Annotated in this window: 28 protein-coding genes and 1 tRNA gene; 13 read left to right on the top strand and 16 right to left on the bottom strand. The window is 63.9% G+C overall.

Annotated elements, in window-relative coordinates:
- Nucleotides 1-113: 113 nt before the first annotated feature.
- Genes ACEQXE_RS02740 through ACEQXE_RS02750 form a run of 3 tightly spaced genes read left to right on the top strand, consistent with a single transcriptional unit; the run spans nt 114 to nt 1,891 of the window.
- Nucleotides 114-344: a hypothetical protein gene (locus ACEQXE_RS02740; RefSeq protein ID WP_370177368.1), complete on the top strand. Its 231-nt coding sequence runs from the start codon at nt 114-116 to the stop codon at nt 342-344.
- Nucleotides 345-361: 17 nt separating this feature from the next.
- On the top strand, nt 362-1,078 hold the full coding sequence (locus ACEQXE_RS02745; protein WP_370177369.1) for an RNA methyltransferase: 717 nt from the start codon (nt 362-364) through the stop codon (nt 1,076-1,078).
- Between the two features lie 3 nt (nt 1,079-1,081).
- Nucleotides 1,082-1,891: an FkbM family methyltransferase gene (locus tag ACEQXE_RS02750; protein ID WP_370177370.1), complete on the top strand. Its 810-nt coding sequence runs from the start codon at nt 1,082-1,084 to the stop codon at nt 1,889-1,891.
- Nucleotides 1,892-1,894: 3 nt separating this feature from the next.
- Here ACEQXE_RS02750 and ACEQXE_RS02755 read toward each other — a convergent pair whose 3' ends face one another.
- A complete protein-coding gene (locus tag ACEQXE_RS02755) occupies nt 1,895-2,206 on the bottom strand; it encodes a chorismate mutase (protein ID WP_370177371.1) in 312 nt (103 codons plus the stop codon).
- A gap of 224 nt (nt 2,207-2,430) precedes the next feature.
- On the opposite strand from ACEQXE_RS02755, the gene rpsD reads away from it, so the two are divergent.
- Nucleotides 2,431-3,045, top strand: coding sequence for a 30S ribosomal protein S4 (rpsD, locus tag ACEQXE_RS02760; protein WP_370177372.1), 615 nt, complete (start codon nt 2,431-2,433; stop codon nt 3,043-3,045).
- A gap of 325 nt (nt 3,046-3,370) precedes the next feature.
- Here rpsD and ACEQXE_RS02765 read toward each other — a convergent pair whose 3' ends face one another.
- Nucleotides 3,371-4,087, bottom strand: coding sequence for a M50 family metallopeptidase (locus ACEQXE_RS02765; protein ID WP_370177373.1), 717 nt, complete (start codon nt 4,085-4,087; stop codon nt 3,371-3,373).
- Nucleotides 4,084-5,214, bottom strand: coding sequence for a tRNA guanosine(34) transglycosylase Tgt (gene tgt, locus ACEQXE_RS02770; RefSeq protein ID WP_370177374.1), 1,131 nt, complete (start codon nt 5,212-5,214; stop codon nt 4,084-4,086). Before tgt ends, ACEQXE_RS02765 begins: the two co-directional genes overlap by 4 nt.
- 110 nt (nt 5,215-5,324) lie before the next feature.
- Between tgt and ACEQXE_RS02775 the strand changes: the two genes are divergently transcribed.
- Nucleotides 5,325-5,840 carry a hypothetical protein gene (locus ACEQXE_RS02775; RefSeq protein ID WP_370177376.1) on the top strand — a complete coding sequence of 172 codons (516 nt, stop codon included), beginning with the start codon at nt 5,325-5,327 and terminating at the stop codon, nt 5,838-5,840.
- A 3-nt stretch (nt 5,841-5,843) separates the two neighbouring features.
- On the opposite strand, the gene ACEQXE_RS02780 is transcribed toward ACEQXE_RS02775, so the two are convergent.
- The 9 genes from ACEQXE_RS02780 to ACEQXE_RS02820 form a co-directional block, all read right to left on the bottom strand.
- Complete coding sequence (locus tag ACEQXE_RS02780; RefSeq protein WP_370177377.1) at nt 5,844-6,788, bottom strand: YdiY family protein; 945 nt, start codon at nt 6,786-6,788, stop codon at nt 5,844-5,846.
- Nucleotides 6,789-6,806: 18 nt separating this feature from the next.
- On the bottom strand, nt 6,807-7,574 hold the full coding sequence (locus ACEQXE_RS02785) for an ABC transporter permease (RefSeq protein ID WP_370177379.1): 768 nt from the start codon (nt 7,572-7,574) through the stop codon (nt 6,807-6,809).
- Nucleotides 7,571-8,539, bottom strand: a complete 969-nt coding sequence (locus tag ACEQXE_RS02790) for an ABC transporter ATP-binding protein (protein ID WP_370177380.1) — start codon at nt 8,537-8,539, stop codon at nt 7,571-7,573. The genes ACEQXE_RS02785 and ACEQXE_RS02790 overlap by 4 nt, the downstream gene beginning before the upstream one ends.
- A gap of 60 nt (nt 8,540-8,599) precedes the next feature.
- Nucleotides 8,600-9,220, bottom strand: a complete 621-nt coding sequence (locus ACEQXE_RS02795) for a hypothetical protein (RefSeq protein ID WP_370177382.1) — start codon at nt 9,218-9,220, stop codon at nt 8,600-8,602.
- Nucleotides 9,217-10,266, bottom strand: a complete 1,050-nt coding sequence (queA, locus tag ACEQXE_RS02800) for a tRNA preQ1(34) S-adenosylmethionine ribosyltransferase-isomerase QueA (protein WP_370177383.1) — start codon at nt 10,264-10,266, stop codon at nt 9,217-9,219. The genes ACEQXE_RS02795 and queA overlap by 4 nt, the downstream gene beginning before the upstream one ends.
- A gap of 32 nt (nt 10,267-10,298) precedes the next feature.
- Entirely contained in the window at nt 10,299-10,988 is a 690-nt protein-coding gene (locus ACEQXE_RS02805; protein WP_370177384.1) for a peptidylprolyl isomerase, read from the bottom strand.
- A gap of 79 nt (nt 10,989-11,067) precedes the next feature.
- Nucleotides 11,068-11,580: a pantetheine-phosphate adenylyltransferase gene (coaD, locus tag ACEQXE_RS02810; protein ID WP_370177385.1), complete on the bottom strand. Its 513-nt coding sequence runs from the start codon at nt 11,578-11,580 to the stop codon at nt 11,068-11,070.
- Nucleotides 11,581-11,971: 391 nt separating this feature from the next.
- Entirely contained in the window at nt 11,972-12,898 is a 927-nt protein-coding gene (locus ACEQXE_RS02815; protein ID WP_370177386.1) for a polyprenyl synthetase family protein, read from the bottom strand.
- Nucleotides 12,895-13,146, bottom strand: a complete 252-nt coding sequence (locus tag ACEQXE_RS02820; RefSeq protein WP_370177387.1) for an exodeoxyribonuclease VII small subunit — start codon at nt 13,144-13,146, stop codon at nt 12,895-12,897. The genes ACEQXE_RS02815 and ACEQXE_RS02820 overlap by 4 nt, the downstream gene beginning before the upstream one ends.
- A 71-nt stretch (nt 13,147-13,217) precedes the next feature.
- Between ACEQXE_RS02820 and ACEQXE_RS02825 the strand changes: the two genes are divergently transcribed.
- The 3 genes from ACEQXE_RS02825 to ACEQXE_RS02835 are packed head-to-tail and all read left to right on the top strand — an operon-like array spanning nt 13,218 to nt 16,847.
- Nucleotides 13,218-13,880, top strand: a complete 663-nt coding sequence (locus ACEQXE_RS02825) for a hypothetical protein (RefSeq protein ID WP_370177388.1) — start codon at nt 13,218-13,220, stop codon at nt 13,878-13,880.
- A gap of 28 nt (nt 13,881-13,908) precedes the next feature.
- Nucleotides 13,909-16,161, top strand: a complete 2,253-nt coding sequence (purL, locus tag ACEQXE_RS02830) for a phosphoribosylformylglycinamidine synthase subunit PurL (protein WP_370177389.1) — start codon at nt 13,909-13,911, stop codon at nt 16,159-16,161.
- Nucleotides 16,158-16,847: a nitroreductase family protein gene (locus ACEQXE_RS02835; protein WP_370177390.1), complete on the top strand. Its 690-nt coding sequence runs from the start codon at nt 16,158-16,160 to the stop codon at nt 16,845-16,847. The genes purL and ACEQXE_RS02835 overlap by 4 nt, the downstream gene beginning before the upstream one ends.
- Nucleotides 16,848-16,850: 3 nt before the next feature.
- On the opposite strand, the gene ACEQXE_RS02840 is transcribed toward ACEQXE_RS02835, so the two are convergent.
- Both ACEQXE_RS02840 and serB read right to left on the bottom strand, forming a co-directional pair.
- The gene (locus tag ACEQXE_RS02840; protein WP_370177391.1) at nt 16,851-17,702 is read right to left on the bottom strand and encodes a Coq4 family protein; all 852 of its coding nucleotides are present in this window, start codon (nt 17,700-17,702) and stop codon (nt 16,851-16,853) included.
- Between the two features lie 57 nt (nt 17,703-17,759).
- Nucleotides 17,760-18,644 carry a phosphoserine phosphatase SerB gene (gene serB, locus ACEQXE_RS02845; protein ID WP_370177392.1) on the bottom strand — a complete coding sequence of 295 codons (885 nt, stop codon included), beginning with the start codon at nt 18,642-18,644 and terminating at the stop codon, nt 17,760-17,762.
- Here serB and miaA point away from each other — a divergent pair.
- The 3 genes from miaA to ACEQXE_RS02860 all read left to right on the top strand — a co-directional run bounded on the left by miaA (nt 18,637) and on the right by ACEQXE_RS02860 (nt 21,926).
- The gene (gene miaA / locus ACEQXE_RS02850; protein WP_370177393.1) at nt 18,637-19,572 is read left to right on the top strand and encodes a tRNA (adenosine(37)-N6)-dimethylallyltransferase MiaA; all 936 of its coding nucleotides are present in this window, start codon (nt 18,637-18,639) and stop codon (nt 19,570-19,572) included. The two genes, serB and miaA, sit on opposite strands and share 8 nt — an antisense overlap.
- Nucleotides 19,573-19,802: 230 nt before the next feature.
- Nucleotides 19,803-20,867 (top strand): amidohydrolase, encoded by a 1,065-nt coding sequence (locus ACEQXE_RS02855; protein ID WP_370177394.1) that lies wholly within the window; start codon nt 19,803-19,805, stop codon nt 20,865-20,867.
- Between the two features lie 84 nt (nt 20,868-20,951).
- A complete protein-coding gene (locus ACEQXE_RS02860; RefSeq protein WP_370177395.1) occupies nt 20,952-21,926 on the top strand; it encodes an NAD(P)H-dependent flavin oxidoreductase in 975 nt (324 codons plus the stop codon).
- A gap of 8 nt (nt 21,927-21,934) precedes the next feature.
- Here ACEQXE_RS02860 and ACEQXE_RS02865 read toward each other — a convergent pair whose 3' ends face one another.
- Together ACEQXE_RS02865 and ACEQXE_RS02870 are read right to left on the bottom strand one after the other, a co-directional pair.
- Nucleotides 21,935-22,720, bottom strand: a complete 786-nt coding sequence (locus tag ACEQXE_RS02865) for a hypothetical protein (RefSeq protein WP_370177396.1) — start codon at nt 22,718-22,720, stop codon at nt 21,935-21,937.
- Nucleotides 22,721-22,826: 106 nt separating this feature from the next.
- Nucleotides 22,827-23,312: a flavodoxin family protein gene (locus ACEQXE_RS02870; protein WP_370177397.1), complete on the bottom strand. Its 486-nt coding sequence runs from the start codon at nt 23,310-23,312 to the stop codon at nt 22,827-22,829.
- Nucleotides 23,313-23,391: 79 nt separating this feature from the next.
- Between ACEQXE_RS02870 and recJ the strand changes: the two genes are divergently transcribed.
- Both recJ and ACEQXE_RS02880 read left to right on the top strand, forming a co-directional pair.
- A complete protein-coding gene (gene recJ / locus ACEQXE_RS02875; protein WP_370177399.1) occupies nt 23,392-25,194 on the top strand; it encodes a single-stranded-DNA-specific exonuclease RecJ in 1,803 nt (600 codons plus the stop codon).
- 106 nt (nt 25,195-25,300) lie between these two features.
- Nucleotides 25,301-25,375, top strand: a tRNA-Glu gene (locus ACEQXE_RS02880).
- Nucleotides 25,376-25,399: the final 24 nt, after the last annotated feature.

Consider the following 25,399-nt stretch of genomic DNA (forward strand, 5'->3'; position numbering starts at 1 on the left):
CGAAGGGCTTGCCAAGAACGGGCCGGAAGGCGATGCGCAGATCGAGCAATCGGTGCGCGCCGAGGTTGGCGAATTGTGCGGCGCGTTTCCGGTCTATCCGGGGAGGTAGTCAGATGAGCGAACGTGATCCTGATAATGGGCCAGGCAACGGGCAGGATTGGGTCGATGATGCCCGCAGCGAGCTTTCGGGAATGCTGAAGGATGGCATGGCGCATCCCTCGACCAAGCCCGTGCTTGCGGGTGCCGCCGCCGGTACCGTCGGGGCGCTGGTGGTGGGCGTAGCCTGGCCGCTCGGCCTCGCGGTCGGCGCCGGAGCCATGCTTTACACGCGGATCAAGCGCTGACACCACCACCTGCAATCGTGCTCGTCCGGCCGCAACTGGGCGAGAATATCGGCAAGGCGGCGCGTGCGATGGCCAATTTCGGCCTGCACGAGATGCGCTTGGTCACCCCGCGCGATGGCTGGCCGAACCCCTCGGCCGGCCCTGCCGCTGCGGGTGCGGACTTTATCCTCGACACAGCGAAAGTGTTCGAAAGCACTGCCGAAGCGGTGGCCGACTGCGCGCATGTTTATGCCACGACCGTGCGCAAGCGCGGCGTGACCAAGCCGGTCCTTACGCCCGAAGAGGCCGCCGATTCGATCCACGGGGATCCCGGTAAATCCGCGATCCTCTTCGGGCCGGAGCGTTCCGGCCTCGAAACCGAGGATGTCGCGTTGGCCCGCAGTATCCTGACTGTGCCAATCGATCCCGATTTCGGATCGCTCAACCTCGCGCAGGCCGTGATCCTGTGCGCCTACGAATGGTCCAAGCGGCAATCGCTGGCGCAGCCTCCGAAGGAAGACCTTCTTCCCGCAGGCTCGCAAGAGGAACTCGACGGACTGATCGCGCATCTTGAGCGGATGCTCGAACCCAAAGGTTATTTCCTTCCCGAAGCACGCGCCGAAGCGACCCGCCGGACCTTGCGCGGTGTCTTGACCAAGCCGGGATGGAACCATCTGGAGTTGCGTACGCTGCGCGGGGTTCTATCATCGCTCGAAAGGGACAGGATGCTCGATCAAACCGAGCGCAAGGGGTAAATCGTGCTGCTTGATTTTCTGGTGTTTCGGCATCTGCGCGTGGCCCGCGCCCGCGCGATGCGTCACATTCATAGGCGGCGCGCCCTGCGATCGGGCGATATCCGGGACCCGATAACGGGAAGCTATGGCGTGCCGATGTGGCCGCACTGGTCGGACCGGACCTTCGCCTATTGTCATTACGCGACCTACGGGGACTATCTTCCGGGCGTGCTCGCCGCGATCGACGAACCTTTTGCATTCCTCGATATCGGGGCGAACCAGGGGCTGTTCTCGCTGGTAGCCGCGCGCAATCCGAATTGCCGAAAGATCGTCGCGATGGAGCCGGTACCCGCGACCTATGCAAAGCTGCAGGCCAACCTTGCGCTCAACGGGCTGGAAGAACGCGCGGACGCGATCAACGCTGCGGTCGCCGACCATCCCGGCAGCGCGGAAATCGCGCTGAAGCCCGAACATAGCGGTGCGGCCAGCCTGCGCGAGGGCACGCATTTCGGCGGTGCGACGCAAACGATCAGGCTGTTCTCGATCGCAGAACTGGATCCTCACCTGCCTGCCAACCTGCCGCTATTCGTGAAGATCGATATCGAAGGCTACGAACCGGTCGCGATCCGCCAATTGCTCAAGTCCACCCATGCGGGCCGCATCATGGCGCTGTTCTACGAAATGGACGAGCGCTGGTCGGATGCGGAGGAAGTTCGCACGACCCTTCGCAATGCGGGGTTCACCAAATGGCGCAAGTTCGGAATAGGTCGGCATTACGACATGCTAGCCGAACGCGAGATCGCCCAACCGGACAGAGCGCAGCAGGTCGCGTAAGGTTCAGGAGCGCAAGCGTTCCCACTCGACCATTTCATAGGCGATGGACGCTTCGACGAGGGCGTCCCAGATCTCGGCCAGCGCTTCTTCCGGAATATCTTCGCGCCGTGCGTCTTCGCGCACATTGGCGATCACCTGCGCCTTGCGATCCTCGTCGCGAACGTGCCCACGCTCCGGCTTGATGCGGGCGGCGGCGCGCATATAGCCGAAGCGCACGGCGATCAGCTGCATCAGTTGCCGGTCGAGCGCGTCGACTCCCGCGCGCACATCGGCCATTGTTTCGCAGTGTTCGGGGGCTCTCACGGTCTCGCTCATCGCCAGTGCCTCTGCCCTGCCCGCGCGAAACTGTCGAGACCTTGACCGGCGCAATATTGTTGCTATGTGCCGCGCTTCGCTTCGCGAGCTTTCATACAAAGCCTCACGAAATTGGCCCCGCATCCCGGTGAAGCGGTGGCCGCGGCAGGTGTTTCGGCCTGCCGGTGCGATGCCGGGTTGAATGGCTGCGATTGGCGCAGTCCAGCAAATTGAAGGTAAGTATTATGTCGAAGCGCAAGAGCGCCAAGTACAAGCTCGATCGCCGGATGGGCGAAAACATCTGGGGTCGCCCGAACTCGCCGGTCAACAAGCGTTCCTACGGCCCCGGCCAGCACGGCCAGCGGCGCAAGGGCAAGATGTCCGACTTCGGCCTGCAGCTGCGCGCCAAGCAGAAGCTGAAGGGCTACTACGGCGACGTGACCGAGAAGCAGTTCAAGCGCACCTACAAGGATGCCGCCTCGATGAAGGGCGACACCGGTCAGAACCTGATCGGCCTGCTGGAACAGCGGCTGGACATGGTCGTCTATCGCGCCAAGTTCGCGCCGACGATCTTCGCCGCGCGCCAGCTGGTCAACCACGGCCACATCACCGTCAACGGCGGCAAGTGCAACATCCCGAGCCGCCGCGTGGTGGTGGGCGATGTGATCGGCCTGGGCGCCAAGGCGAAGGACATGGCGCTGGTCATCGAAGCGCAGAGCCTGCCCGAGCGTGAAATCCCCGATTACGTCGCGCCCGACGGCACCGACAAGGTGACCTTCACCCGCGTGCCGAAGCTCGACGAAGTGCCCTACCCCGTCACCATGGAACCGAACCTGATCGTCGAATTCTATTCGCGCTGATCGGTCCGGCAACGGAATATCAAGAGGGCGGTCCTGCGGGGCCGCCCTTTTTCGTTGTCCGCGTCGTTTTGCGACGAATTGAATGCGAATTCAGCATCTTGCGTGGAACGTGAGCCCGGCTCCGGCATTCGCATCTTGCCATGCTGCAATATCGATTTCACACATCCGGGCGGCGCGGCAAATGGTACCGCACGCTGAGCGAAGCACAGGCTCACGCAAACGCCATCGGCGCGGGGTTTCTCGACCCGACGGGTACCTTCACCCCTTACCGCGGAACGGTGCTGGAAATTGGCGAACGTGAAGGGTCGGACCGGGCCAGACCGGATTAGCGGCGAAACGCGTAACGCAGGCTCCACCAGAGCAGCGCGATATTGATGGCGCTCAGCACAATGGCCCAGAACCAGTAAGGCAGCAGCAAGGCCTGTGCGATCGCTTCCGTGTCGGAGACCTGCGGCAATCCGCCCAGCACCCCGCCACGGCTGAACAGGTATCCGGACTGCGACCACACGCTGATGATCGCCTGTACGCCAAGCAGCTGGATCGCGAACCTCTGCTGATCGGGGTTGGCATTGCGGGCGATGGCCAGGATTGCCAGCCCCATCACGGGCAGCACCAGCCATCCGGTCAGGCTGCGCACCCAGATCGCCGTCGTCGCCACCAGGATAACGCCCAGCACCGCCAGCGCGATGCGCGTGCCCTTGAGCGTGCGCGATGAGGCGATCAGGGCCGCCCCTGCCAGCGCCGGACCGATCGGCCCTCCGGCAGCAATGATCGCATCCTGCAGCATGCTTCGATCGGCAGACACTTCCGACAATGCGACGCCGGACCCATCGGGATAGATTTCCAGCTGCACGAACCGTTCGCCCATCAGGATCGCGGCGATCCCGTGGCCCAGCTCGTGAAACCACGTGGTCAGGATCGTGAACGGATACAGCAGCAATGCGCCGAACGGCGTGTGCCACAGCATCAGGGATCCGAGTCCGAGGATTACGAGCAGCGTGATCCGCTGCTGCCGGTCCTGCTCTGCAAAGTGCATGGTCATCGCGGCTTGAGATAGGCACTGCGAAACGCGCGTGCAAAGTCGGCGAAACGATCCTCGCTAATCGCATCGCGCATCGCGGCCATCAGCTGCTGGTAGAAACAGATATTGTGCTCGGTCAGCAGCATCGCGCCCAACATCTCGCCCGACTTGACCAGGTGGTGCAGGTAGGCGCGGCTGTAATTGCGGCACACGTAGTTGTCGCAGGCCGGGTCGAGCGGGCCCTCATCCTCGGCAAAGCGCGCATTGCGCAGGTTGAGCGGCCCGTTCCAGGTAAAGGCCTGCCCGTTGCGGCCCGAGCGGGTCGGCAGCACGCAGTCGAACATGTCGACACCCCGCTCCACCGCGCCGACCAGATCGTCGGGCTTGCCCACGCCCATCAGGTATCGCGGCGCATCCTCGGGCAGTTGCGAGGGCGCGAAGTCCAGCGTGGCGAACATCGCCTCCTGCCCCTCGCCCACGGCCAGCCCGCCTATCGCGTAGCCATCGAAGCCGATCTCCCGCAAGGCATCGGCAGATCGCTGGCGCAGGTTCTTATCGAGCGCGCCCTGCTGGATGCCGAACAGCGCCGCACGCTGCGCATGTTCGCCCCCTGCATCGAAGGCATCGCGGCTGCGCTTCGCCCAGCGCATCGACATTTCCATGCTCGCTTCGATTTCCGCCAGCGGACGGTCGGCGCGCGGGCACTCGTCGAACGCCATCACGATATCGCTGCCCAGCAGGCGCTGGATCTCCATACTGCGTTCGGGTGTCAGCATGTGCTTGCTGCCATCGAGATGGCTGCGAAATTCCACGCCTTCTTCGGTCAGCTTGTTGAGGTCGGACAGTCTCATCACCTGGTAGCCGCCGCTATCGGTCAGGATCGGGCGATCCCAGTTCATGAAGCGATGCAAGCCGCCCAGCTTCGCCATGCGCTCAGCGCCGGGACGAAGCATCAGGTGATAGGTGTTGCCCAGGATAATGTCCGCACCCGCCGCACGCACATCCTCCGGCTTCATGCCCTTCACAGTCGCTGCCGTGCCGACCGGCATGAAAGCCGGTGTGCGGATGTCGCCGCGCTGCATGCGTATCGTGCCGGTGCGCGCGAGGTCGCTGCGGGCGGAGATCGAGAAATCGAAACGGGTGCTCATCGCCCCCTCGCTAGGGCAGAGGCCCAAGGCTGTCGATGCACTCTCATTCACGAAATGCTCACTGCCGCTGCGCCAATCATGCTGGCCCGAACACGCATGGAAACCGCCGAATGATCCGCAAGCTTGCCGCCGCCACCTGCCTGCTGGCCACCTGCACCACTGCCGCCGCGCAGACGCAGGCCCGCCCGTGCATCTCACCGAACGAAAACGAAGCGCTGGTCGCTTACGCCATGCCCGACCTGATCGGCGCGCTCGAAATGCGATGTGCGCGGAGCCTGCCTGCCAACGCATTTCTGGGCACGCGGTCCACAGCGCTGCAAAGGAAGCTCACTCCGCAGGCAGACAAGGCGTGGCCCCGCGCGCGCAAGGCCGCGCAACGGTTTGCGGGGCCGAACATCCCGGTCGATTGTCCGTTCGAGAGCGTGGCCAAGGCGGCGCTGGCACCGGCGGCGGCTGCCATGATCGCGCAGGGCTTCGATGCGGAGCGGTGCCGGATTGCCGATCGCCTGCTCGCCGAACTGGCCCCGCTCCCGCCCGAAAACCTGGCGCGGGTGATGGCGCTGTTCCTGGAGCTCGGCAGCGCGCAGAGCGACAAGGTGCCGTTCCGCGTGTGCGAGGCCGACTGACGATCAGAAGCCGTAGACGAGGGTAAACCGGGTCTGCGTATCGGTGTGTTCCGCATTCGGCCCGGGATTGCTGTCATGCTCCAGCTGGTAGGACAGGCGCGAGCGAAGCCGGTCGCTGATCTTGAAGTCGATCCCGCTCAACAGGTTGATCGTGGTGTTGGCACCATCGACCAGGATCAGCACCTCACTGCCCGTTTCGGTCACCGCATTGGCATCCTGCGTGAAGGTGATGCGCTCGGCAATCCGCCAGTCGAAATCCGCGCCGAACAGAGCTGCAAACCGCTTGATACTGTCGCCATTGACGCGTTCGGTCACGCGATAGGCAGGGCCCGCCTTGACCGATAGCGTGGCGGCCTTGCTGTCGATCAGCTTGTAGCCGACGCCGCCGGACACGGCGTAGCGGTGATCGAATCCCTGGAACCGGTCGCGCTCGTATTGCGCTAGCCCGTAAGCGAACAGGTTTTGACCGATCTGGTAGCGCGGCTCGTAAGCGGCGAGGAATTGTTCGCGGCTGGTGAGCCCGTTGGAGCGCTGGTAATCGGCGGAAACGCGCAAGGCATGGCTCCAGTCGATTCCCTGCCGCTTGAGCTTGAGCGAGGCGGAAAGGCCCATATCCTCGCTGTTGCCGGTGGAAACGAAGGCGCCGATCTGCCCTTCCCCGCTCCACAGGTCGAACATGCCCGCCTGCCGGATCGTTTCGACCTTTTCTTCTGCGGCAAGACGCTTTGCCTCCGCCTGCTCGGCGCGCCATGCAGCCGCAATCTCCTCGATCTCGGCTGCGCTGTCGGGCTGGGTTTCCTTCGCCAGCTCGATGATCGTTTCGACCTTCTTGGGATCGCCCTTGGCAATCGCCGCGTCGATCATCGCCTGCACATCGGGCGGGACCTGCGCGATGGCAGGAGTGGCAAGCATGCCGATGGTAGCGATAACAAGTGCGGGTTTCAGCATGTCACGCGATTTAGCGTCTTAGCTGCGCAATCGCCACCCTGTACGGAAAATGTAGGCGATCACCGCGATGCACACGGCCAGGAATGCCAGCGTAATGCCCAGCGAAACCCAGATGGAAATGTCGGCAGTGCCGTAGAAAGTCCACCGCAACCCGCTGACCAGGTAGAAGATCGGATTGGCCAGCGTGATCGTGCTCCACGGGCTCGGCAGCATTTCGATCGAATAGAATGTGCCGCCCAGGAAAGTGAGCGGAGTGAGGAACAGCAAGGGGATGATGCCCAGCTTTTCGAAACTGTCGGCCCAGATGCCCAGGATGAATCCGAACAGCGAAAATGCCGAAGCCACTAGGATGATGAAGATCAGCGCCAGGAACGGGTGCGCGATCTCGTAAGGCACGAAGATGCGCGCGGTCAGCAGGATGATGGTGGCAAGGATCAGGCTCTTGGTCGCAGCCGCACCCACAAACCCGATCAGCGTTTCGGCAACGCCCACCGGCGCGCTCAGCAGTTCGTAGATCGTACCCGTGAAGCGCGGCATATAGATGCCGAAGCTGGAATTGCTGGTCGTCTCGCCCAGCAGCGAGAGCATCAGCAGGCCGGGGATAATGAACTGGGCGTAGGCCACGCCGCCGATCTCCGGCATTTCCCCGCCAATCGCCGATCCGAAAACGATGAAGTAGAGCGTAGTGGTGAGCACCGGTGCCAGCACGGACTGGAATGCCGTGCGCAGGAAGCGCCACAATTCGCGCTGGTAGATGGACCAGGCGGAGCGCGCGTTGAAACTCATGCCGCAGGCACCTCTTCCGGGGGTGTTTCCTCACCCTCTTCGCCAAGCAGCGAGACGAAAATGTCTTCCAGGCTGCTCTCGCGCACGTCGAGCCCGACATAGTCGATCCCGGCGGCGAGCAGCGCCTTGGTCAATTCCGCAACCTCTGCCCGGCCCTTGCCCGTCCCGTCGCCCCCGCGATAGCATAGGGTGATGCCATCCTCGTGCAGTTCGACCGGGAAACGGGCGAGATCGGCGGGCAAGGCGGTGAGCGGTTCGGCCAGCGTAAGATAGGCCTCGGTCCGTCCGAGGCGGGCCATCATCGCGGCCTTCTCATCCACCATCAGGATCTTGCCGCCGCGGATGATGCCGACCCGGTCAGCCATTTCCTCGGCCTCTTCGATATAATGCGTGGTCAGGATCACCGTGACACCGCGCGCGCGCATCGCGTCGATCTGTTGCCACATGCCCTTGCGCAGTTCCACGTCGACACCTGCGGTCGGCTCGTCGAGGAACAGCAGGTCGGGCTCGTGCGCCAAAGCCTTGGCGATCAGTACGCGGCGCTTCATCCCGCCCGACAGCGCCATGATTCGCGTGTCGCGCTTGTCCCACAGGCTCAGGCTGCGCAGGATTTCCTCGATCCGGGCGTCATCCGGCGGCAGGCCAAACAGCCCGCGCGAATAGGCAACCGCCTGTTTCACAGGCTCGAACATGTCGGTGCTGAGTTCCTGCGGGACGAGACCGATCCGCGCCCTCGCCGCGCGCCAATCGGATGCCAGATCGTGCCCGAAAGCGCGGATGGTGCCCGCCGTTGGCCTTACCAGCCCGCACACCGCCCCGATCAGCGTGGTCTTGCCCGCTCCATTGGGGCCGAGGAGCGCAAAGATCTCGCCCCGCTTGATGGTGAGATCGACATTGTCGAGCGCTTTTAGCCCGCCGGGAAAGACCTTCGTGAGGCCGGACAGCTCCAGGATCGGTTCGGACATGGCGCGCAATTTGGCGCGGTCGAAAAGTTTTACAAGTGGATGGGGGCCCGCATTGCCCGACTATTCATCGATGCCGGATTTCTCCGCCAGTTCACGCAACTGGGCCAGTCCACGTAACACCTTGGGGCGATTGGTAGATGCCTTCATCCAGCGCGGCAGACGCGCCATCATGGTCAGCCCGCGATCTGCCGGCCGTTCGCGTACCTTTGCACCGAGCCAGTCCTCCAGCGCCTCCAGATGGACGAGGTTGTTGACCCACAGCGTCTCACCCGCCACCTGCGTCTCGAGGTAACGGTGCAGCAGACGGTAAGACCGACCGCCCGAAGGGGGTGAGCCAGGCAATGCGGGGTAGTCTTCCGTCTCCCCGCAATGTTCGCACCGAATGCGAACGAACAGCTTGCCATCGCTTTCTCGTGCGGTCGGGCGCTCCCGCCTGTCGAGCGGCTTGCGGCAATGGCTGCACAGGGGATCGCTCGACGCCGGGTAGGCCCATTTGTCGCTGTAGGGCTTCAGGTTGGGCACGGTCGTATAGCCGCAATGCGCGCAAGAAACGCTGGCACCGGTACTTTTAGCCGCCTGGTCGCATTCGGGGCAATGAACCCAGGTCACATTGCCGAAACTCCACACCCGGCCGCCGGGATCGCTTGCGCGGTGATGGATGGGAAGCTCTCGCTCGGTCATGATGCGGGCAATAATAGCGAGGAATCGCCATAGGAATAGAACCGGTATTCACCGGCAATCGCGTGCGCGTAGACTTCCATCATTCGCTCGCGGCCCATCAAGGCGCTGACAAGCATCATTAATGTCGATTTGGGCAGGTGGAAATTGGTCATCAGGCCATCGACAGCGCGGAAGCGATAGCCGGGGGTAATGAAGATGTCGGTGTCACCCGAGAATGGCTGGATCGTGCCGTCCTCGCCCGCCGCGCTTTCCAGCAGGCGCAGGCTGGTCGTGCCTACCGCGATGACCCTGCGCCCCTCGGCCCGCGCGGCATTGAGCCGTTCGGCAGCATCGGGCGCGATCTCGCCCCACTCGGCGTGCATCTTGTGCTCGGACGTATCGTCTGCCTTCACCGGCAGGAAAGTGCCCGCCCCGACATGGAGAGTAAGGGTTTCGGTGGCGATCCCCGCCCCGCCAAGTCGCGCCATCAATTCCGGCGTGAAGTGCAGCGCGGCGGTGGGGGCCGCGACAGCTCCCGGCTTGTCCGCAAACAAAGTCTGGTAATCCAGCGCATCACGTTCGTCCGCAGCGCGCTTGCCTGCAATATAGGGGGGAAGCGGCATGGCTCCGGCCCTCGCCAGCAGGGATTCGACCGGCTCATCGCCTTCGAAGGCCAGCGTCCAGCTGCCATCTTCCAGGCGGGCTTCGGCAATTGCTGAAACGCCTGCGGGAAAGACAATCCGGTCACCCAACCGCAAGCGCTTGGCATTGCGCACGAAAGCCTGCCAGCGGCGCGCATCGATCCGCTTGTGCAAGGTGGCGCCGATGGCCGCGCCACTCGCGCCCTCCCGGATACGCTCGCCTTCCAGCTGCGCTGGGATGACACGGGTATCGTTGAAGACAAGGATGTCGCCCTCGCGCAGGAGGGCAGGCAGATCGTGCACATGGCGATCGGCAAAGGGCCGGTCGCCATCGACGACCAGCATCTTCGCCGAATCGCGAGGGCTTACGGGTCGCAGGGCGATCCGTTCTTGCGGCAACTCGAAATCGAAAAGGTCTACGCGCATCGCGAGCCCGCTAGCGCGTATGCCCGGTCAGGTCACTCCTCGATCGGAGCGCTGAGGTCAGCTGCCGTGATGGCAGGCCGTGGGCTCGCTGCGATCTGCGACGGGCTGGGCGCAGGGCGATTATCCGCGGCGATCGATGCCTGCACGATCCGGGTGGGATTGCGGGGCGGCTCACCGCGCGCAATCGCGTCCACCGCATCCATGCCTTCGATCACCCGGCCGAAATTCGTGTACCTCTTGTCGAGGCTGAAGCGCGGATAGAAGACGATGAAGAACTGGCTGTTCGCGCTGTCTTCGCTCTCCGCGCGGGCCATCGACACCGTACCGCGGACATGCGGCATCGGGTTGAATTCTTCCTCGATATCGGGGAGCTGCGAACCACCCTGCCCCGTGCCGGTGGGATCGCCCGTCTGCGCCATGAAGCCTTCGATCACGCGGTGGAAGATCACCCCGTCATAGAAGCCCTGCCGCGCCAGCGTCTTGACCCGCTCCACATGATTGGGCGCCCAGTCCGGCATCAGGCGGATCGCAACGCGCTGCCCGTTCGACAGGTCGAGCAGCAGGATGTTCTCCCGATCTTCCTGCAGGCTGTAGTTCAGGCGCGCGAACGCAGCGCTGGGGCGCGAGACTTTGGTCGCGGCTTCCTGCGGTTCCTCCTGCGCCATCGCGGGGGCGGCGGCGATCGCAGCAAGGGCAGCGGCGGAAAGGATGGTCTTGAGCATAATTCTCACGAACGTAAATTTCGGGGATTGCTGCGCGATACTCACCGCGCGCTGTCGGCGCAATGAACGATTTCGGGCCCTAGTAGTCGCCCTTCACGCCGATCGTGTTGATCCGCTCGGCCACATCCTCTCGCACCGAGGGGCTGACAAAGGCGCTGATATCGCCTCCATAGAGGGCGATTTCCTTGACCAGTTTGGATGCGATGGGCTGCAACGAAACGTCGGCCATCAGGAACACCGTCTCTATCTCGTCGTCGAGCTGCTGGTTCATCCCGGCCATCTGGTATTCGTATTCGAAATCCGCGACCGCGCGCAGGCCCCGCACGATCACGCTGGCGCCCTGCGCGCGAGCGAATTTCATCAGCAGCGCGTTGAACCCGATCACCTCGACATTGCCGAGGTTCATCGCCCTCACCTCGCGCTTCACCATCGCGAGCCGCTCGTCGGTGTCGAACATGGGGTTCTTGGACGGGTTGGTGGTGACCCCGATGATCAGCGTGTCGACCAGTCGCGCGGCGCGGCGGATGATGTCCGCATGGCCAAGCGTGATCGGATCGAACGTGCCGGGGTAGATGCCTATACGTTTGCTCATTTCACTCTGTATCCACCGTAATAAACACCCTCATCCGCGAAACACAGCTCGATAGATGCGAACCTACTATCTCTGAAGAAGCAGTCACCAGCTTCCTCCAAAACAACCGACCTTCGCGCGCGCTGGCGCAAATCGCTCCGGCATTCATCGCTCATCACCAAGAACGCACCCCACGGGTCGCCATTATGGTAGGGCTTGACGCGGCGAGTCACGCGCAGATCGTCGCATGAAAACCGATCGACATCATTATTGAGCAACGAGACCTGATGCTGCGGGTCCGTCAATTTGTACCAAGACCACAATGACCAGGCTCCGTGTGCGACCCACAGTGAGAGAAGGATCAAGCCAGGCGCCACGATGCAGCCGAGATATCCCGGCGGCGATCCAAGCTTCACCTGTCCCTCTCCACGATATAGCGCGCGAGATCGCACAGTACGCCTGCGTCCTCGCCATATTGCGACAGATGCCCGCATGCCTGCTCGACCAGCGCCTTGGCCTGGCTACGTGCCGCATCGGCCCCCATCAGCGAGACGAAGGTCTGCTTGCCTTGGTCTTCGTCCTTGCGCAGCGCCTTGCCCGCCTTGTGCTCATCCCCCTCATGGTCGAGCAGGTCGTCCGCGATCTGGAACGCCAGCCCGATATCGCGCGCATAGCTGAGCAGCGGCACGCGCGAACTGGGTGGCACACGGGCCAGGATCGCGCCCATCTCTACACTCGCGGTCAGCAAAGCGCCGGTCTTCAACTGTTGCAGGCGGGTGATCGTATGGAGATCGTAGGTCGCACTGTCGGCGGCCATGTCCATCGCCTGCCCCCCAGCCATACCGCCCATTCCGCTCGCCAGCGCGAGGCACCGGGTGAGTTCGGCCTGCACGAAGGGATCGGCGCTGACGCCCTCGAACGTGAGGATTTCGAACGCGAGCGCATGCAGCGCATCGCCCGCCAGCACGGCGGTTGCTTCGTCGAACGCCTTGTGCACCGTGGGCCTGCCGCGCCGCATATCGTCATCGTCCATGCACGGCAGATCGTCGTGGATCAGCGAATAGACATGGATCGACTCGACCGCCGCGCCTGCCAGTATCGCAGCCTCACGCGAGACGTTGAGCATGGTCGCGGTGGCGACCAGCAACAGCGGGCGAACCCGCTTGCCCCCGCCGATGGCGGCATGCCGCATCGCTTCGACCAGCTGCGCGCGCGTATCGTCGGGCACAGGCAGGAGTTCGTCGAAAGCAGCATCAATATCCGTGCGGATCGTGGCCAGTGCCATCTTGAGCCGCGCGCCCTGGGTATCCTCGAAATCCATCTCGGGCGCTCGCGTCATTCCGGCCCGTCGAAGGACTTCGTACCTGTCGGCTTGCCACCTGCGTCCAGCACGATCGCCTCGATCCGCGCCTGCGCCGCATCGAGCCTGGCCTGGCAATGCGCGCGCAGTTTCTCTCCGCGTTCGTACAGCGTGATCGACTGGTCGAGCGGTACGTCACCGTCTTCCAACTGACGCACGACTTGCTGGAGCGCCTTCAGCGCTTCCTCGAAACTCAATTCGGAAATGATCTGCCCATCTTCTGCCATCGCCCGCGAGCATTGACGGGGTGCCGGTGGCGGGTCAAGCAGTGCAGTGCTGCACGGTGGGAGGTACGCACATGTTTATCGGGCATTTTGCACCAGCTTTCGTGGCTGCGGCGCTCACACCGGAAAAGCCGCGGCTCGGACTGATGTTCATCGCCGCGCAGCTGGTCGACTGGGCGTTCTTCGCGTTCGTGCAACTGGGGATCGAGCATATGCGGCTCTCGCCGGGCATCACCGCGATGAACCCGATGGACCTCTACCACATGCCCTATACCCACAGCCTGTTGGGGAGCGCGGCTTTCGCGGCGGGCTTCGCGCTGTTGGTCTGGCTGGCAACGCGTGACCGGCTGGCGGCGGCGCTGAGTGGAGCGGTGGTTCTGTCGCACTGGTTTCTCGATCTGCTGGTCCATGCACCCGACCTGACAATCGCGGGCGATCCGCCAAAACTCGGTCTGGGACTGTGGAGATATCCCGCGATTGAAATGCCGCTGGAGCTCGGCCTGACATTCGGCGCGTTGGCATTCTTCCTGGCCCGAACGTGTGGCCCTGGCTTGCCCGCGCTCACACTGGCCGCGGTGCTGCTTGTCCTGCAGGGGATAAACTGGTTTGGCGCACAGCCCGAAGAGGTCACACCCGAACTCGCTTTCATGGCGGCAATCGGCTTCGCCCTCCCCACAATCGCCGCGTGGTGGCTGGGGAGAACCCGCGTTGGCAAATCCCCAGCAGGACTGGCGTAGCGCGGCGGACCGGTTTAAGCGGCCCGGCATGGCCACTACCGCATCCCAAATCACGCCCGAAATTGTCGAACAGCACGGACTGAGCCCCGAGGAATACGAGCGAGTGCTCAATGCGCTGGGCCGCGAGCCCAACCTGCTTGAGCTTGGCATATTCTCCGTGATGTGGAGCGAGCATTGCAGCTACAAATCCTCGCGCCTGCACCTCAAAAAGCTACCAACCGAGGCTGAGTGGGTGATCTGCGGACCGGGCGAGAATGCGGGCGTCATCGATATTGGTGACGGGCAGGCGGCGATCTTCAAGATGGAGTCGCACAACCACCCGTCTTACATCGAGCCCTATCAGGGTGCGGCGACGGGCGTCGGCGGCATCCTGCGCGATGTCTTCACCATGGGTGCGCGGCCTGTGGCGAACGCCAATGCGCTGCGTTTCGGGCGACCCGACCATCCCAAGATGCAGCATCTGGTGCAAGGTGTGGTTGCGGGGATCGGCGGCTACGGCAATTGCGTCGGCGTGCCGACCATTGCGGGCGAGACCAATTTCGACCCCGCCTACGACGGCAATATCCTCGTCAACGCGATGACCGTGGGCGTCGCGGACAGTGACAAGATTTTCTATTCCGCCGCCACGGGCGTCGGCAATCCGATCGTCTATGTCGGCTCCAAGACCGGGCGCGACGGAATCCATGGCGCGACCATGGCCAGCGCCGACTTCGAGGAAGACGCCGAGGCCAAGCGGCCGACCGTGCAGGTGGGCGACCCCTTTACCGAAAAGCTTCTGATCGAGGCCTGCCTCGAACTGATGGCGACCGATGCGATCGTCGCGATCCAGGACATGGGCGCAGCGGGACTTACCAGCTCCAGCGTCGAAATGGCGTCCAACGGCGGCGTCGGCATTCGCCTGAAGATGGACGATGTGCCCCAGCGCGAAGAGGGGATGACGCCCTACGAAATGATGCTGAGCGAGAGCCAGGAGCGGATGCTCATGGTTCTCAAGCCCGGCAAGGAAGACATGGCTCGCGCGATCTTCGAGAAGTGGGAGCTGGACTTCGCGGTCATCGGCGAAGTGACCGACACGGGGCGCATGGTGCTCGAATTCGAAGGCGAGGACGTATGCGACATACCGCTCGCACCGCTGGCCGACGATGCGCCGCTCTACGACCGGCCTTTCCTCAGCCGCGAGGAATATACCGACTGGGCAAAAATCACGCCCATGAAGAACGTACCCGATAGCGCGGTTGTCGGCGCGGACCTTCTCAAATTGATGGGTAGCCCCGCCCTCGCCTCGCGCCGATGGATCTTCGAACAATATGACCGGCAGGTGGGTGCCGACACGCTCCAGACCGGCGGCGATGCGGGCGTTGTGCGGGTTCACGGCACGAAGAAGGCACTGGCGATCAGCACGGACTGCACGCCGCGCTATGTCCATGCGGACCCGTATGAAGGCGGCAAGCAGGCCGTGGCCGAGGCCTATCGCAACCTGTGCGCGGTCGGCGCGAAGCCGCTCGCGATCACCAACTGCCTCAACTTCGCCAACCCCCAGCGGCCCGAAATCATGGCGCAGATCGTCCACGCGCTGGACGGTATGGGCGAGGCATGCCGCGCGCTCGACTTCCCGGTCGTGAGCGGGAATGTCTCGCTCTACAACGAGAGCAAGGCGACGGGCGGTGGCTCCGCCATCCTCCCCACACCTGCCATCGGCGGGGTCGGCCTGATGGCAGATTACGAAAAGCTCGCCAGCATCGGCTTCAAGGATACCGGCGATGCGATCTACCTGATTGCGCCGGAGTTCTGGGCCAAGCCCGATCCGGTCCGCTCGCACCTCGGCAAGTCGCTGTGGCTCAAGGAAGTGCATGGCCGCGACGAAGGCCGCGCTCCGCCGGTCGACCTCGCTGCCGAACGCGGCGCGGGCGAGATCGTGCTGCGGCTGATCGAGGAAGGGCTGGTCAACGCCGTGCACGATTGCTCGGACGGCGGGCTCGCCGTGACGCTGGCCGAGATGGCGCTGGCAGGCGGTATTGGTGCAGAGGTGACTGCGAACGAGGCTTACACGGCGGCACAATGGTGGTTCGGCGAGGACCAGAGCCGCTATGTCGTCACCGTCAGCGATACCAATGTCGATGCGTTCAACGCCATCGTCGCAGAAGGGCCGGAAACAGAAGAGGCCGAGCTGATTGGATTCCGCAGGCTCGGCACGGTCGGCGGCGACAGCCTGCTGGGCGTGAAGGTGGAGGAACTGCGCGCGGCGCACGAGGCGTTCTTCCAGGAGTGGATGGAAGGGTGAGCGGGGAAACCCACCACCCCTTCCCACCGCTTCCCGCGCTCTGCGATGAAGAGCGCGTCGCCCGCGCCGCAGCCGCGTACGAACGACTGAGAACACGCCACACCTGCCGCAGCTTCACCGACGCGCCGGTGCCGCGCGAAGTGATCGAGCATGCAATCCTCGCCGCGGGCACGGCGCCCAATGGCGCAAATCACCAGCCTTGGCATTTCGCGGTGGTAGGCTCGGCCGATAAAAAGCGCGCGATCCGGGAAGCCGCCGAGGCAGAAGAGCGCCGCTTCTACGGCGAGGATGGCGATAAGCCGAAAGCGAGCGAGGAATGGCTAGACGCGCTCGCGCCCATCGGGACGGACGCACACAAACCTTTCCTCGAAACCGCGCCGTGGCTGATCGTGTGTTTCGCGCAGCGCAAAGGCGGGATCGAGGAAGACGGGCAGACGCAGAACTACTACGTCAACGAAAGCGTCGGGATCGCCTGCGGGATGCTAATTTCCACGCTGCACGAGGCGGGGCTGGCCACGCTGACGCACACGCCCTCGCCGATGGGGTTCCTGCGCGAGATTTGCGGACGGCCCGAATGGGAAAAGCCGCTGATGATCGTGGTTGTCGGGCACCCCGCGCCCGACGCGACCGTGCCCGATCACGCGATGCGCAAGAAGCCGCTGAGCCAGATCGCCAGTTGGCTCTAGCGCCTACGCCGCAGCGGGTGCTCCGGCATCGACCTGTTCGGTCCCGAGCAGGTCGTAGGGATCGATCCCTTCCTCCCGCCAAATTCGATGGCATTCGCGGTACCAGTGCGGCTCGGGAATATTCAGCTTCGCCCGGGCCTCGGCCAGATCCATCGCCAGCAATTCACGAATCGGCATTTCGATCAGCGGCGGGCATGCCGTGCCGGTCTTCTGCGCCTGGCGCACCGCCTTGAACACGGGCGCCTTGCTACCACGCACGTTCTGCTTGATGTTCAGCGCTCCGGCATAACCGATCAGCAGGTGCCCGTGGCTCGGCTGCTGGCCGTGGGTGAACAGCAGCACGCATTGCTCGCCCAGCGCATCGCGGCCATAGCCGGTCAGCACGTGCATCAGGTCGTGCGTGTCGCGATTGCGGAAGCCGTACCATTCGATCAGGTCGCCATATTTGCGCCGACCGAGCTTTTCGGATTCAGCGACCAGCCCGGCGGCGGACAGGCCTTCGCTTTCCATGAAATCGCAATAGGCATGCGCCACGCTGCCCTTGGGCAATTTACGCAAGGCATCGTGATCGTCGAGGATCGGCGGCAGGAACGGTTCTTCGGCACGCAGCCGCTCGCCCTGCTCGCTCAGCACCAGGTTGCGCACCCGCGGCATGAAGCTTTTGTGCGGCAGCGCCTCGAAAATGCGGAAGACGTGGGAGGTATCCTCCTTGTCTTTCAGCAGCTCCCGGAAATGGTGATACGCCGTCAGCGGGCGGTACTGCGGCACCGGGCGGTCCGGGTGCCGGAGCGGCGTGCCATCAGCAGCGGTCTCCACGGCGGAGGATCCAGTCGAAATTGCGGTCGCGTCGGTCATGTTTCATCCCTTACTGACATCAATGTCAATAAAGCATGAACGCGACGGTTCCAAGCATTATTTCATCACCCAGCGTTCCCGGTCGATATCGAGCAAGAGCAGGAGCGCGGTCAGATCCTCGCAATCGACCCATCCATTGGCCGCGGCACGCGTGTTAGGCTTTGCCCGGTAGGCAATGCCGTAATCCGCAGCGACGAGCATGGCCGTATCGTTAGCGCCATCGCCGATTGCCAGCGTCCTCGCCCCTTCCCCAAGCCGCGTCGCCTCTTCGCGAAGCGTCGCCTCCTTGGTGGAGCTGTCGCAAATCGGCTGCTGCACCTCGCCAGTCAGCTTCCCGTCAGCGATCAGCAGCCGGTTGCCGATCACCCGATCGAAGCCGAGACGCTCGGCAACCGGATCGGCAAAGCAGTGGAACCCGCCGGTCACCAATATGCTGCGCGCACCATGCGCCTTGAGTGTGGCGACAAGCGTTGCTGCACCGGGTGTCGGCGAAATCCGCTCTTTCAAACAGCGATCGATCGCGGCTTCATCGAGCCCTTCGAGCAAGGCAATACGCTCTTGCAGCGCACCTGCGAAGTCGAGCTCGCCGCGCATGGCACGTTCAGTGATTTCGGCGACCCGCTCCTTCAGCCCGGCAAAGTCCGCCAACTCGTCGATGCATTCCTGCCCGATCATCGTCGAATCCATATCGCTGACGATCAGCCGCGGCACTTCGATGAAGTCGTCCGCGAACAGTGCCGCCTGCGGTTGGAAATGTTCCTCGACCAGTGGCGCAACGATCTCTCGCGTACCTTCGGGAATCGCGATTTCCAGCACTTCGCCGCAGAAATCGAGCATGGCCGCACTGGCCAGCGGTTGCCCGGCCTGTGAAAGCGCCTTCTCGAACGCAAGCAGGCTTGCCTCGGGTGGCACAGGCTCTGCTAGGACACGAACGATGAGCACTGACGAATCCTCCGGAGCATCGCGGGAACCGGTCGCGCTCATCGCAGGGCCGACCGCGAGCGGCAAGAGCGCGCTGGCACTGGAACTGGTCGATGTGCTGGCGGCCAGGGATCGCAAGGGCGTGATCGTGAATGCCGACAGCGCGCAGGTCTATGCCGATCTGAGCGTGTTGAGCGCCAGCCCTTCGCCCGCAGACATGGCGCAGGCGGAACACCGCCTGTTCGGCGCGTGGGACGGTGCAGACGCCTGTTCGGCAGCGGAATGGGCGGAAGCGGCCAAGCGCGAAATAGCTGACATTCATGCGCAGCGTGCGGTACCGATCCTGGTGGGTGGCACGGGGCTTTACATGCGCACCCTGCTCGACGGGATTGCCCCGATCCCCGCCATCCCGGCCCATGTCCGCGAAGCGGTACGCGCGCTGCCGACGCAGGACGCCTATGCCGAGCTCGCACTCGCAGACCCGGCGAGCCACGACCGGCTCGATCCGGGCGATTCACAGCGGATCGCACGCGCGCTGGAAGTGGTTCGTGCAACAGGCGTGACCTTGGGCGACTGGCAATTGCGCAAGGAAGGCGGAATTGGCGATGCCGTGGCGCTGAAGCCCGTCATCCTGCTGCCCGATCGGGACTGGCTTTATGCGCGGTGCGATGCGCGCTTTGTCACGATGATGGACGAAGGTGCGGTGGCCGAGGTCGAGGCGCTGCTCACCCGCAATCTCGACCCCGACCTTCCGGTGATGCGCGCCATCGGCGTGCGCGAAATCGCGGGCTGGCTACGCGGGGAATACTCGCGCGAAGAGGCGATTGCGAGAGGCCAGCAGGCCACCCGCAACTATGCGAAGCGTCAATATACCTGGCTGCGGCATCAGCCGCCCGAGGACTGGCCTCGGGTCACCAACGCCGGGGACGCGCGAGCATTGCTGTTCTGAGTGCCTTTCCTACTCGCGCTGGATGCGGCAGGCTGCATCGCGAGGATCGACGATGACCCAGAAGGCGGCGCACAGATGCCGTTGATCGTCGCGAATATGAGGAATGCGAAAGGTGACACGCGAATGAGAGATTTCGGAGCCAACCGACAGATTATCATAGCGTTTGCCGCGAAGGGGTATTTCCAAAAATACGCACCTGGTTGTGTCAACGCCGACCGGAGCCCGGCATAATGGTGCGCGAAGACATCATCGAACCCGACCTGCCGATCATCGACCCGCATCATCACTTGTGGGATCTGCGGCCGCTGCTCGGCATGTTCCCGGAGCCGCGCCACCCGTTTATCGAAACGGTTGCCCGCTCGGCGCACTACACCTTCGACCAGCTGCTTGCGGACACGAACCCGAGTGATGGGGGCGGGCATCGGATCATCGGCACGGTCTTCATGGAATGCGGCGCATTCTACGATCCCGCACGCGGCGAGGCGATGAAGGTTGTTGGCGAGGTTGAATATGTGAACGGCGTTGCGGCTCAGGGCGCGAGCGGGCTGTACGGGGATTATCGTCCCTGCGCCGGGATTGTCGGCCATGCCGACCTGCGGCTCGGCAGCGGTGCGGGTGATGTCCTCGATGCATTGGCACAGGCTGGCGGATCGCGCTTCAAGGGCATTCGCCATGCCGGAGCATGGGATGCGGACCCGAGTGTGCTGGGCCCCGCATTCCACCATCCCGAAGGTCTCTATCGCGACGACGCCTTCCGCGAAGGCTTTGCCGAACTGGGCAAGCGCGGGCTGGGCTTCGATGCATGGGTCCTCGAACCGCAGCTGGGCGACGTGATCGACCTTGCGCGCGCCTTCCCCGACCAGCCCATCGTGCTCGACCATTGCGGCACTCCGCTGGGCAGCGCCACTTATGCAGGCAAGCTGGACGAGCATTTCGAGCGCTGGCGCGCATCGATCCGCGAGCTTGCCAAGTGCGAGAACGTGACCGTGAAGCTTGGCGGACTGGCCATGTCGTTCTGCGGGATGCCGACAGACGGGCCGACCGATAGCGTATCGTCGGAAAAGCTCGCGGACATGTGGCGGCCCTATGTCGAAACCTGCATCGACGCCTTCGGGACGGATCGGGCAATGTTCGAAAGCAACTATCCGGTCGACAAGTGGGCGGGCAGCTACGCAACCGTGTGGAATGCGCTGAAGCGCCTCGCCTCGGGAGCCTCTGCGGAGGAGAAGCATGCCCTGTTCGCCGCCAACGCCGCGCGCGTCTACCGCATCGAAGATGTGCTTGAGTTGACGTAACGGCAATCTCGACACGCGCGATTCCTCCGCATAGACCGCCAAAAAAGCTGATAGCGCCAAACAGACCTTCGGGAGAGAAGACCAATGCCCCTGCCCGCCCCGTTCGATCGCATGCGCCTGCCCGTCATCGGATCGCCGCTGTTCATCGTATCCGGCCCCGAACTGGTGATCGCGCAGTGCAAGGCCGGGATCGTCGGGGCGTTCCCCGCGCTCAACGCGCGGCCTTCGGGCGTGCTGGACGAATGGCTCCACCAGATCACCGAAGAACTGGCGCAGCATAACCGCGACAACCCGGACAATCCCGCTGCGCCCTTTGCGGTCAACCAGATCGTCCACCGCTCGAACGCGCGGCTCGAGGAAGACATGCAGGTGTGCGAGAAATGGCAGGTGCCGCTGGTCATCACCTCGCTGGGTGCGCGCGAAGAAGTGTTCCAGGCGGTCGACAACTGGGGCGGGATCACCATGCACGACGTCATCAACAACCGCTTTGCGCACAAGGCGATCGAAAAGGGCGCGACGGGCCTAATCCCTGTTGCCGCTGGCGCTGGCGGCCATGCCGGCACCCAGTCGCCCTTCGCTCTGATGCAGGAAATTCGCGAATGGTTCGACGGGCTGGTCGCGCTGTCGGGCTCTATCGCGAGCGGACGCTCGGTGCTCGCCGCGCAGGCGTTGGGTGCGGACTTCGCCTATATCGGCAGCGCATTCATCGCGACCGAGGAAGCCAATGCCGATGCCGCCTACAAGCAGGGGATCGTCGAAGGCAGCGCCGAGGGGATCGTCTACACCAACCTGTTCACCGGGGTTCACGGCAACTACCTGCGCAGCTCGATCGAGAACGCGGGGATGGACCCGGACAACCTGCCCGAAAGCGACCCGTCGAAGATGAACTTCGGCAGTGGCGGGAACAGCAAGGCCAAGGCGTGGAAGGACATCTGGGGTTCGGGCCAGGGCGTTGGCGCGGTCAAATCGGTCGGCAGCGTGGCCGACATGATCGACCGGCTGGAGCGTGAATACAGGGATGCCCGGAGCGCGCTGAACGAGGCCACTGCGCCCTTCTGATCCGGCTGCTAGCCCGGCCACACCCTGACGTAGCGCCCGTTGTCCGATGGTTGAAGCCGCAGGGCATGGCCATCGGGCGCGGTCAGTTGCCCCGTCTCTTCCTGTGTGCCCGCGAAGAAGAGGTGGCTGAACAGCAGTCGTGCCAGCGGCGTCTCTTCCGCGCCTACCAGCGGGGATTCGATGCGGAATTCCTGCCCGGTGAAGTATCGCAGCCCGTGGCTCTGGATGGCACCGTCGAGTGTGTACGGAAAACTCGCGAGCAGGCTGACGGGCACCTGCCCTCGCGCATCCCATTCCGCCAGGTGGGGGCCAAGCTTGTCGATCGGGATCGCAACCCCGCCCGGCGTCCAGCAGATCATGACGGCATCGAAATGCGTGGCGATGCCCTGCGTAATGGCAAACCATTCGCGCAGGACCGCAAGGCTGTTCCTCCCGGCCGAAATGTGCGGCCCAAGCCTCAGCGAAGCGGCAAGCGTGCGCGAAGGAACGATGTCGCCGCCGCCGCTGCCACGTCCGCCCAGTTCGGGCACCGGAATAGCAGGTCCGGGCGCAAGACCGACCAGATCGAACACCAACCCGCTGCGTTGGAGGGAAATCCCGTCGACCACAGCGATGTGTGCATGTCCCCGCCCGTTGACGAGTTCCGGCCCGTCAGCATCGACAAAATCGGCGGTCTCGCAGGCTGCCCTCACCTGACGGGCGGTCGGCCGGCGGTCATATGGAAACAGGATCAGCAAATCGTCGCCGATCTGGCGAGGATCGTTCATCCCCCGCTTGTCTGACATGCCGGACATGCCGCCCTCCCTTCCCGACGCCGATGGCCCTCATGTCCATTGCGCAAGTCAGGCGCGCGCGTCGAGAGGGGTGGAGGTACTTTGCTCCAAAATGGAGCCGGTTGCTTCAGAACACGCCCATGGCGAGCCCTTCGGCCATTGCTTCACCCAACGCGGCACACTCTTCCAACCTAGCATGCGGAACGGTCTTCTCGGCAAGAATCTGCTCCGGCGTCTGCGCCTCCATGCAGACGATCAGCGGGTCCGCCACGCGCTTGAGCCGCCAGCCTTGCGCGATCCGGTCGATCTGGCGCTGGGCACCCTCCCCGTCGGACCCGGCAGCAATGATTGTCGCAAAGGCGCGGCCCTCTATCTTGCCGAGCACCGGGTAGTAACAGCGATCGAACATTTCCTTCATCAGCCCGCTCATGCTGGCGAGATTTTCCGGGCAGACGAAGAGGTAGCCGCCTGCATCCAGCAGGTTTTCGGGCGTCACTTCATCGGCACGCATAAATCTCGCGCGATCGCCTGCACCTTCGGCGGCTGCGCGCGCCATCGATTCGCTCGCGCCGGTGCGGCTGTGCCATGCGATGAGAAGCGGTCTCTCGGCCATCGCCCCACACTCCTGCACCACTGTCGAAAGTCAACCAGTGGCGCTTTGTCGTTTGCGGCACACGCGCTAGTCTCGCGAAATGGCCACCCTCGCATCGCCCCCCACCTCGACACATGTCTGCGGCGTCGAACGCTCGCTCGGTGGGCGCAGCTGGCGTTGGCGCGGTGGGCGCAACCAGTACGAAGATGGCGCGGCGGGGCTTGGCGACGATATCCTCACCCAGCTGCTGATCGCACGCGGCGTGGAGCGGGACGATCTTGAACGGCAGCGCGATCCCAAACTAGCGGCCTTCCTCCCCGACCCCGCGATCTTCCAGGACATGGAGGTTGCGGCGGATCGTCTCGCCCGGGCGATCCTGAGCCGGGAGAAGGTGACGATCTACGGCGACTACGATGTCGACGGAGCCACCTCGGCTGCCTTGCTCATCCGCCTGTTCCGCATGCTGGGCCACGAAGCGGACTACTACATTCCCGACCGCCTGCTCGAAGGCTACGGGCCGAGCGGTGAGGCGCTGGTCAAGCTGGGCGAACAGGGCTCCAGCCTGGTGGTGACGGTCGATTGCGGAGCGATGGCGCACGAAGCACTGGCGGCGGCGCGCGATGCGGGCGTCGAGGTGATCGTAATCGACCACCACAAATGCTCGCCGGAGCGGCCGGCGGCGGTCGCTCTGGTGAATCCCAACCGGCTCGACGAGGCAGACGATGCCGCCGCCCACGGTCATCTCGCGGCAGTCGGAGTGGCGTTCCTCGTCGCCATCGCGCTGGTCCGCAAGCTGCGCGAAAGTGGCTATTTCGCCGACCGCAAAGAGCCCGATCTGCGCGCCCTGCTCGATCTGGTGGCGCTCGGGACAGTGGCGGATGTGGCAGCCCTGCACGGTCTCAACCGCGCCTTCGTGTCGCAGGGCCTCAAGGTCATGGCGAAGCGCGCCAATATCGGGATGAGCGCGCTGATCGATGCCAGCAGGCTGACCCGTGCGCCAGTCTGCTCCGATCTCGGCTTCGCTCTCGGCCCGCGAATCAATGCAGGCGGTCGCGTGGGCGAATCGACGCTGGGTGTGCGACTACTGACAACCGAAGACGCCGAAGAGGCCGCACAGATCGCGGCCCAGCTCTCGCAATTGAACGAGGAACGCCGCGCAATCGAGGCCGAGGTGCAGGAAGCGGGCGAAGCGCAGCTGGCCGGGCAGGCCAATCGCGCCTTGCGGATCGTGCACGGCGAAGGCTGGCACCCCGGCGTGATCGGGATCGTCGCCGGTCGTATCAAGGAAAAGACCGGGCGGCCCAGCATCGTTATCGCACGCGACGCGGCGACCGGGCTTGGCAAGGGATCGGGCCGTTCGATTCCCGGCGTGGACCTTGGCGCGGCGATCATGGCTGCGCGCGAGGAAGGCCTGCTGGAAGCAGGCGGCGGCCATGCAATGGCTGCAGGGCTGACGGTACGCGAAGACAAGATCGAGGCTCTCTCGGACTGGTTGGAGAAACGGCTGGAAAAGCAGGTCGCGGCAGCAAGCGCCGAAGCCTCGCTGGGCTTCGATCTCTCGCTGGGTCCGCGCGCCCTGACCGTGGAACTTGTGGATACGCTGGAGCGTGGCGGGCCCTATGGCATGGGCTGGCCCGGTCCGCGGCTGGCCATCGGCCCGGTTCATGTGGTCAAGATCGACCGCGTCGGTACCGATCATGTGCGTCTCGTCGCCGGATCGCGCGACGGTGGCTCGATCAAGGCCATCGCCTTTCGGATCGCCGATACCGATTTCGGGCAAGCCCTGCTTGCGCTCCATCCCGGCACCCGCCTGTGGCTGGCGGGACGTGCCAAGGTCGACACATGGGCCAACACGCCCCGTGCTGAAATGCATCTTGAGGATGTGGCGCTGGTCGATCCGTGATTACCCACAAAGTTGGGCTTGACCGCTTCGGATCACATGTCTAGGTGCGCGGCTCGCTTCGGCACAGTCAGCATTCCGCCGACCCGCCAGAAGCTTTTCCGAATGTGGCCCCTTCGTCTAGCGGTTAGGACGCGGCCCTTTCACGGCTGAAACACGGGTTCGATTCCCGTAGGGGTCACCATTCGGATGCCTTGACCATTGGCCG

This window comes from Alteriqipengyuania sp. (assembly GCF_964222115.1).
Classification (GTDB): Bacteria; Pseudomonadota; Alphaproteobacteria; order Sphingomonadales; family Sphingomonadaceae; genus Alteriqipengyuania.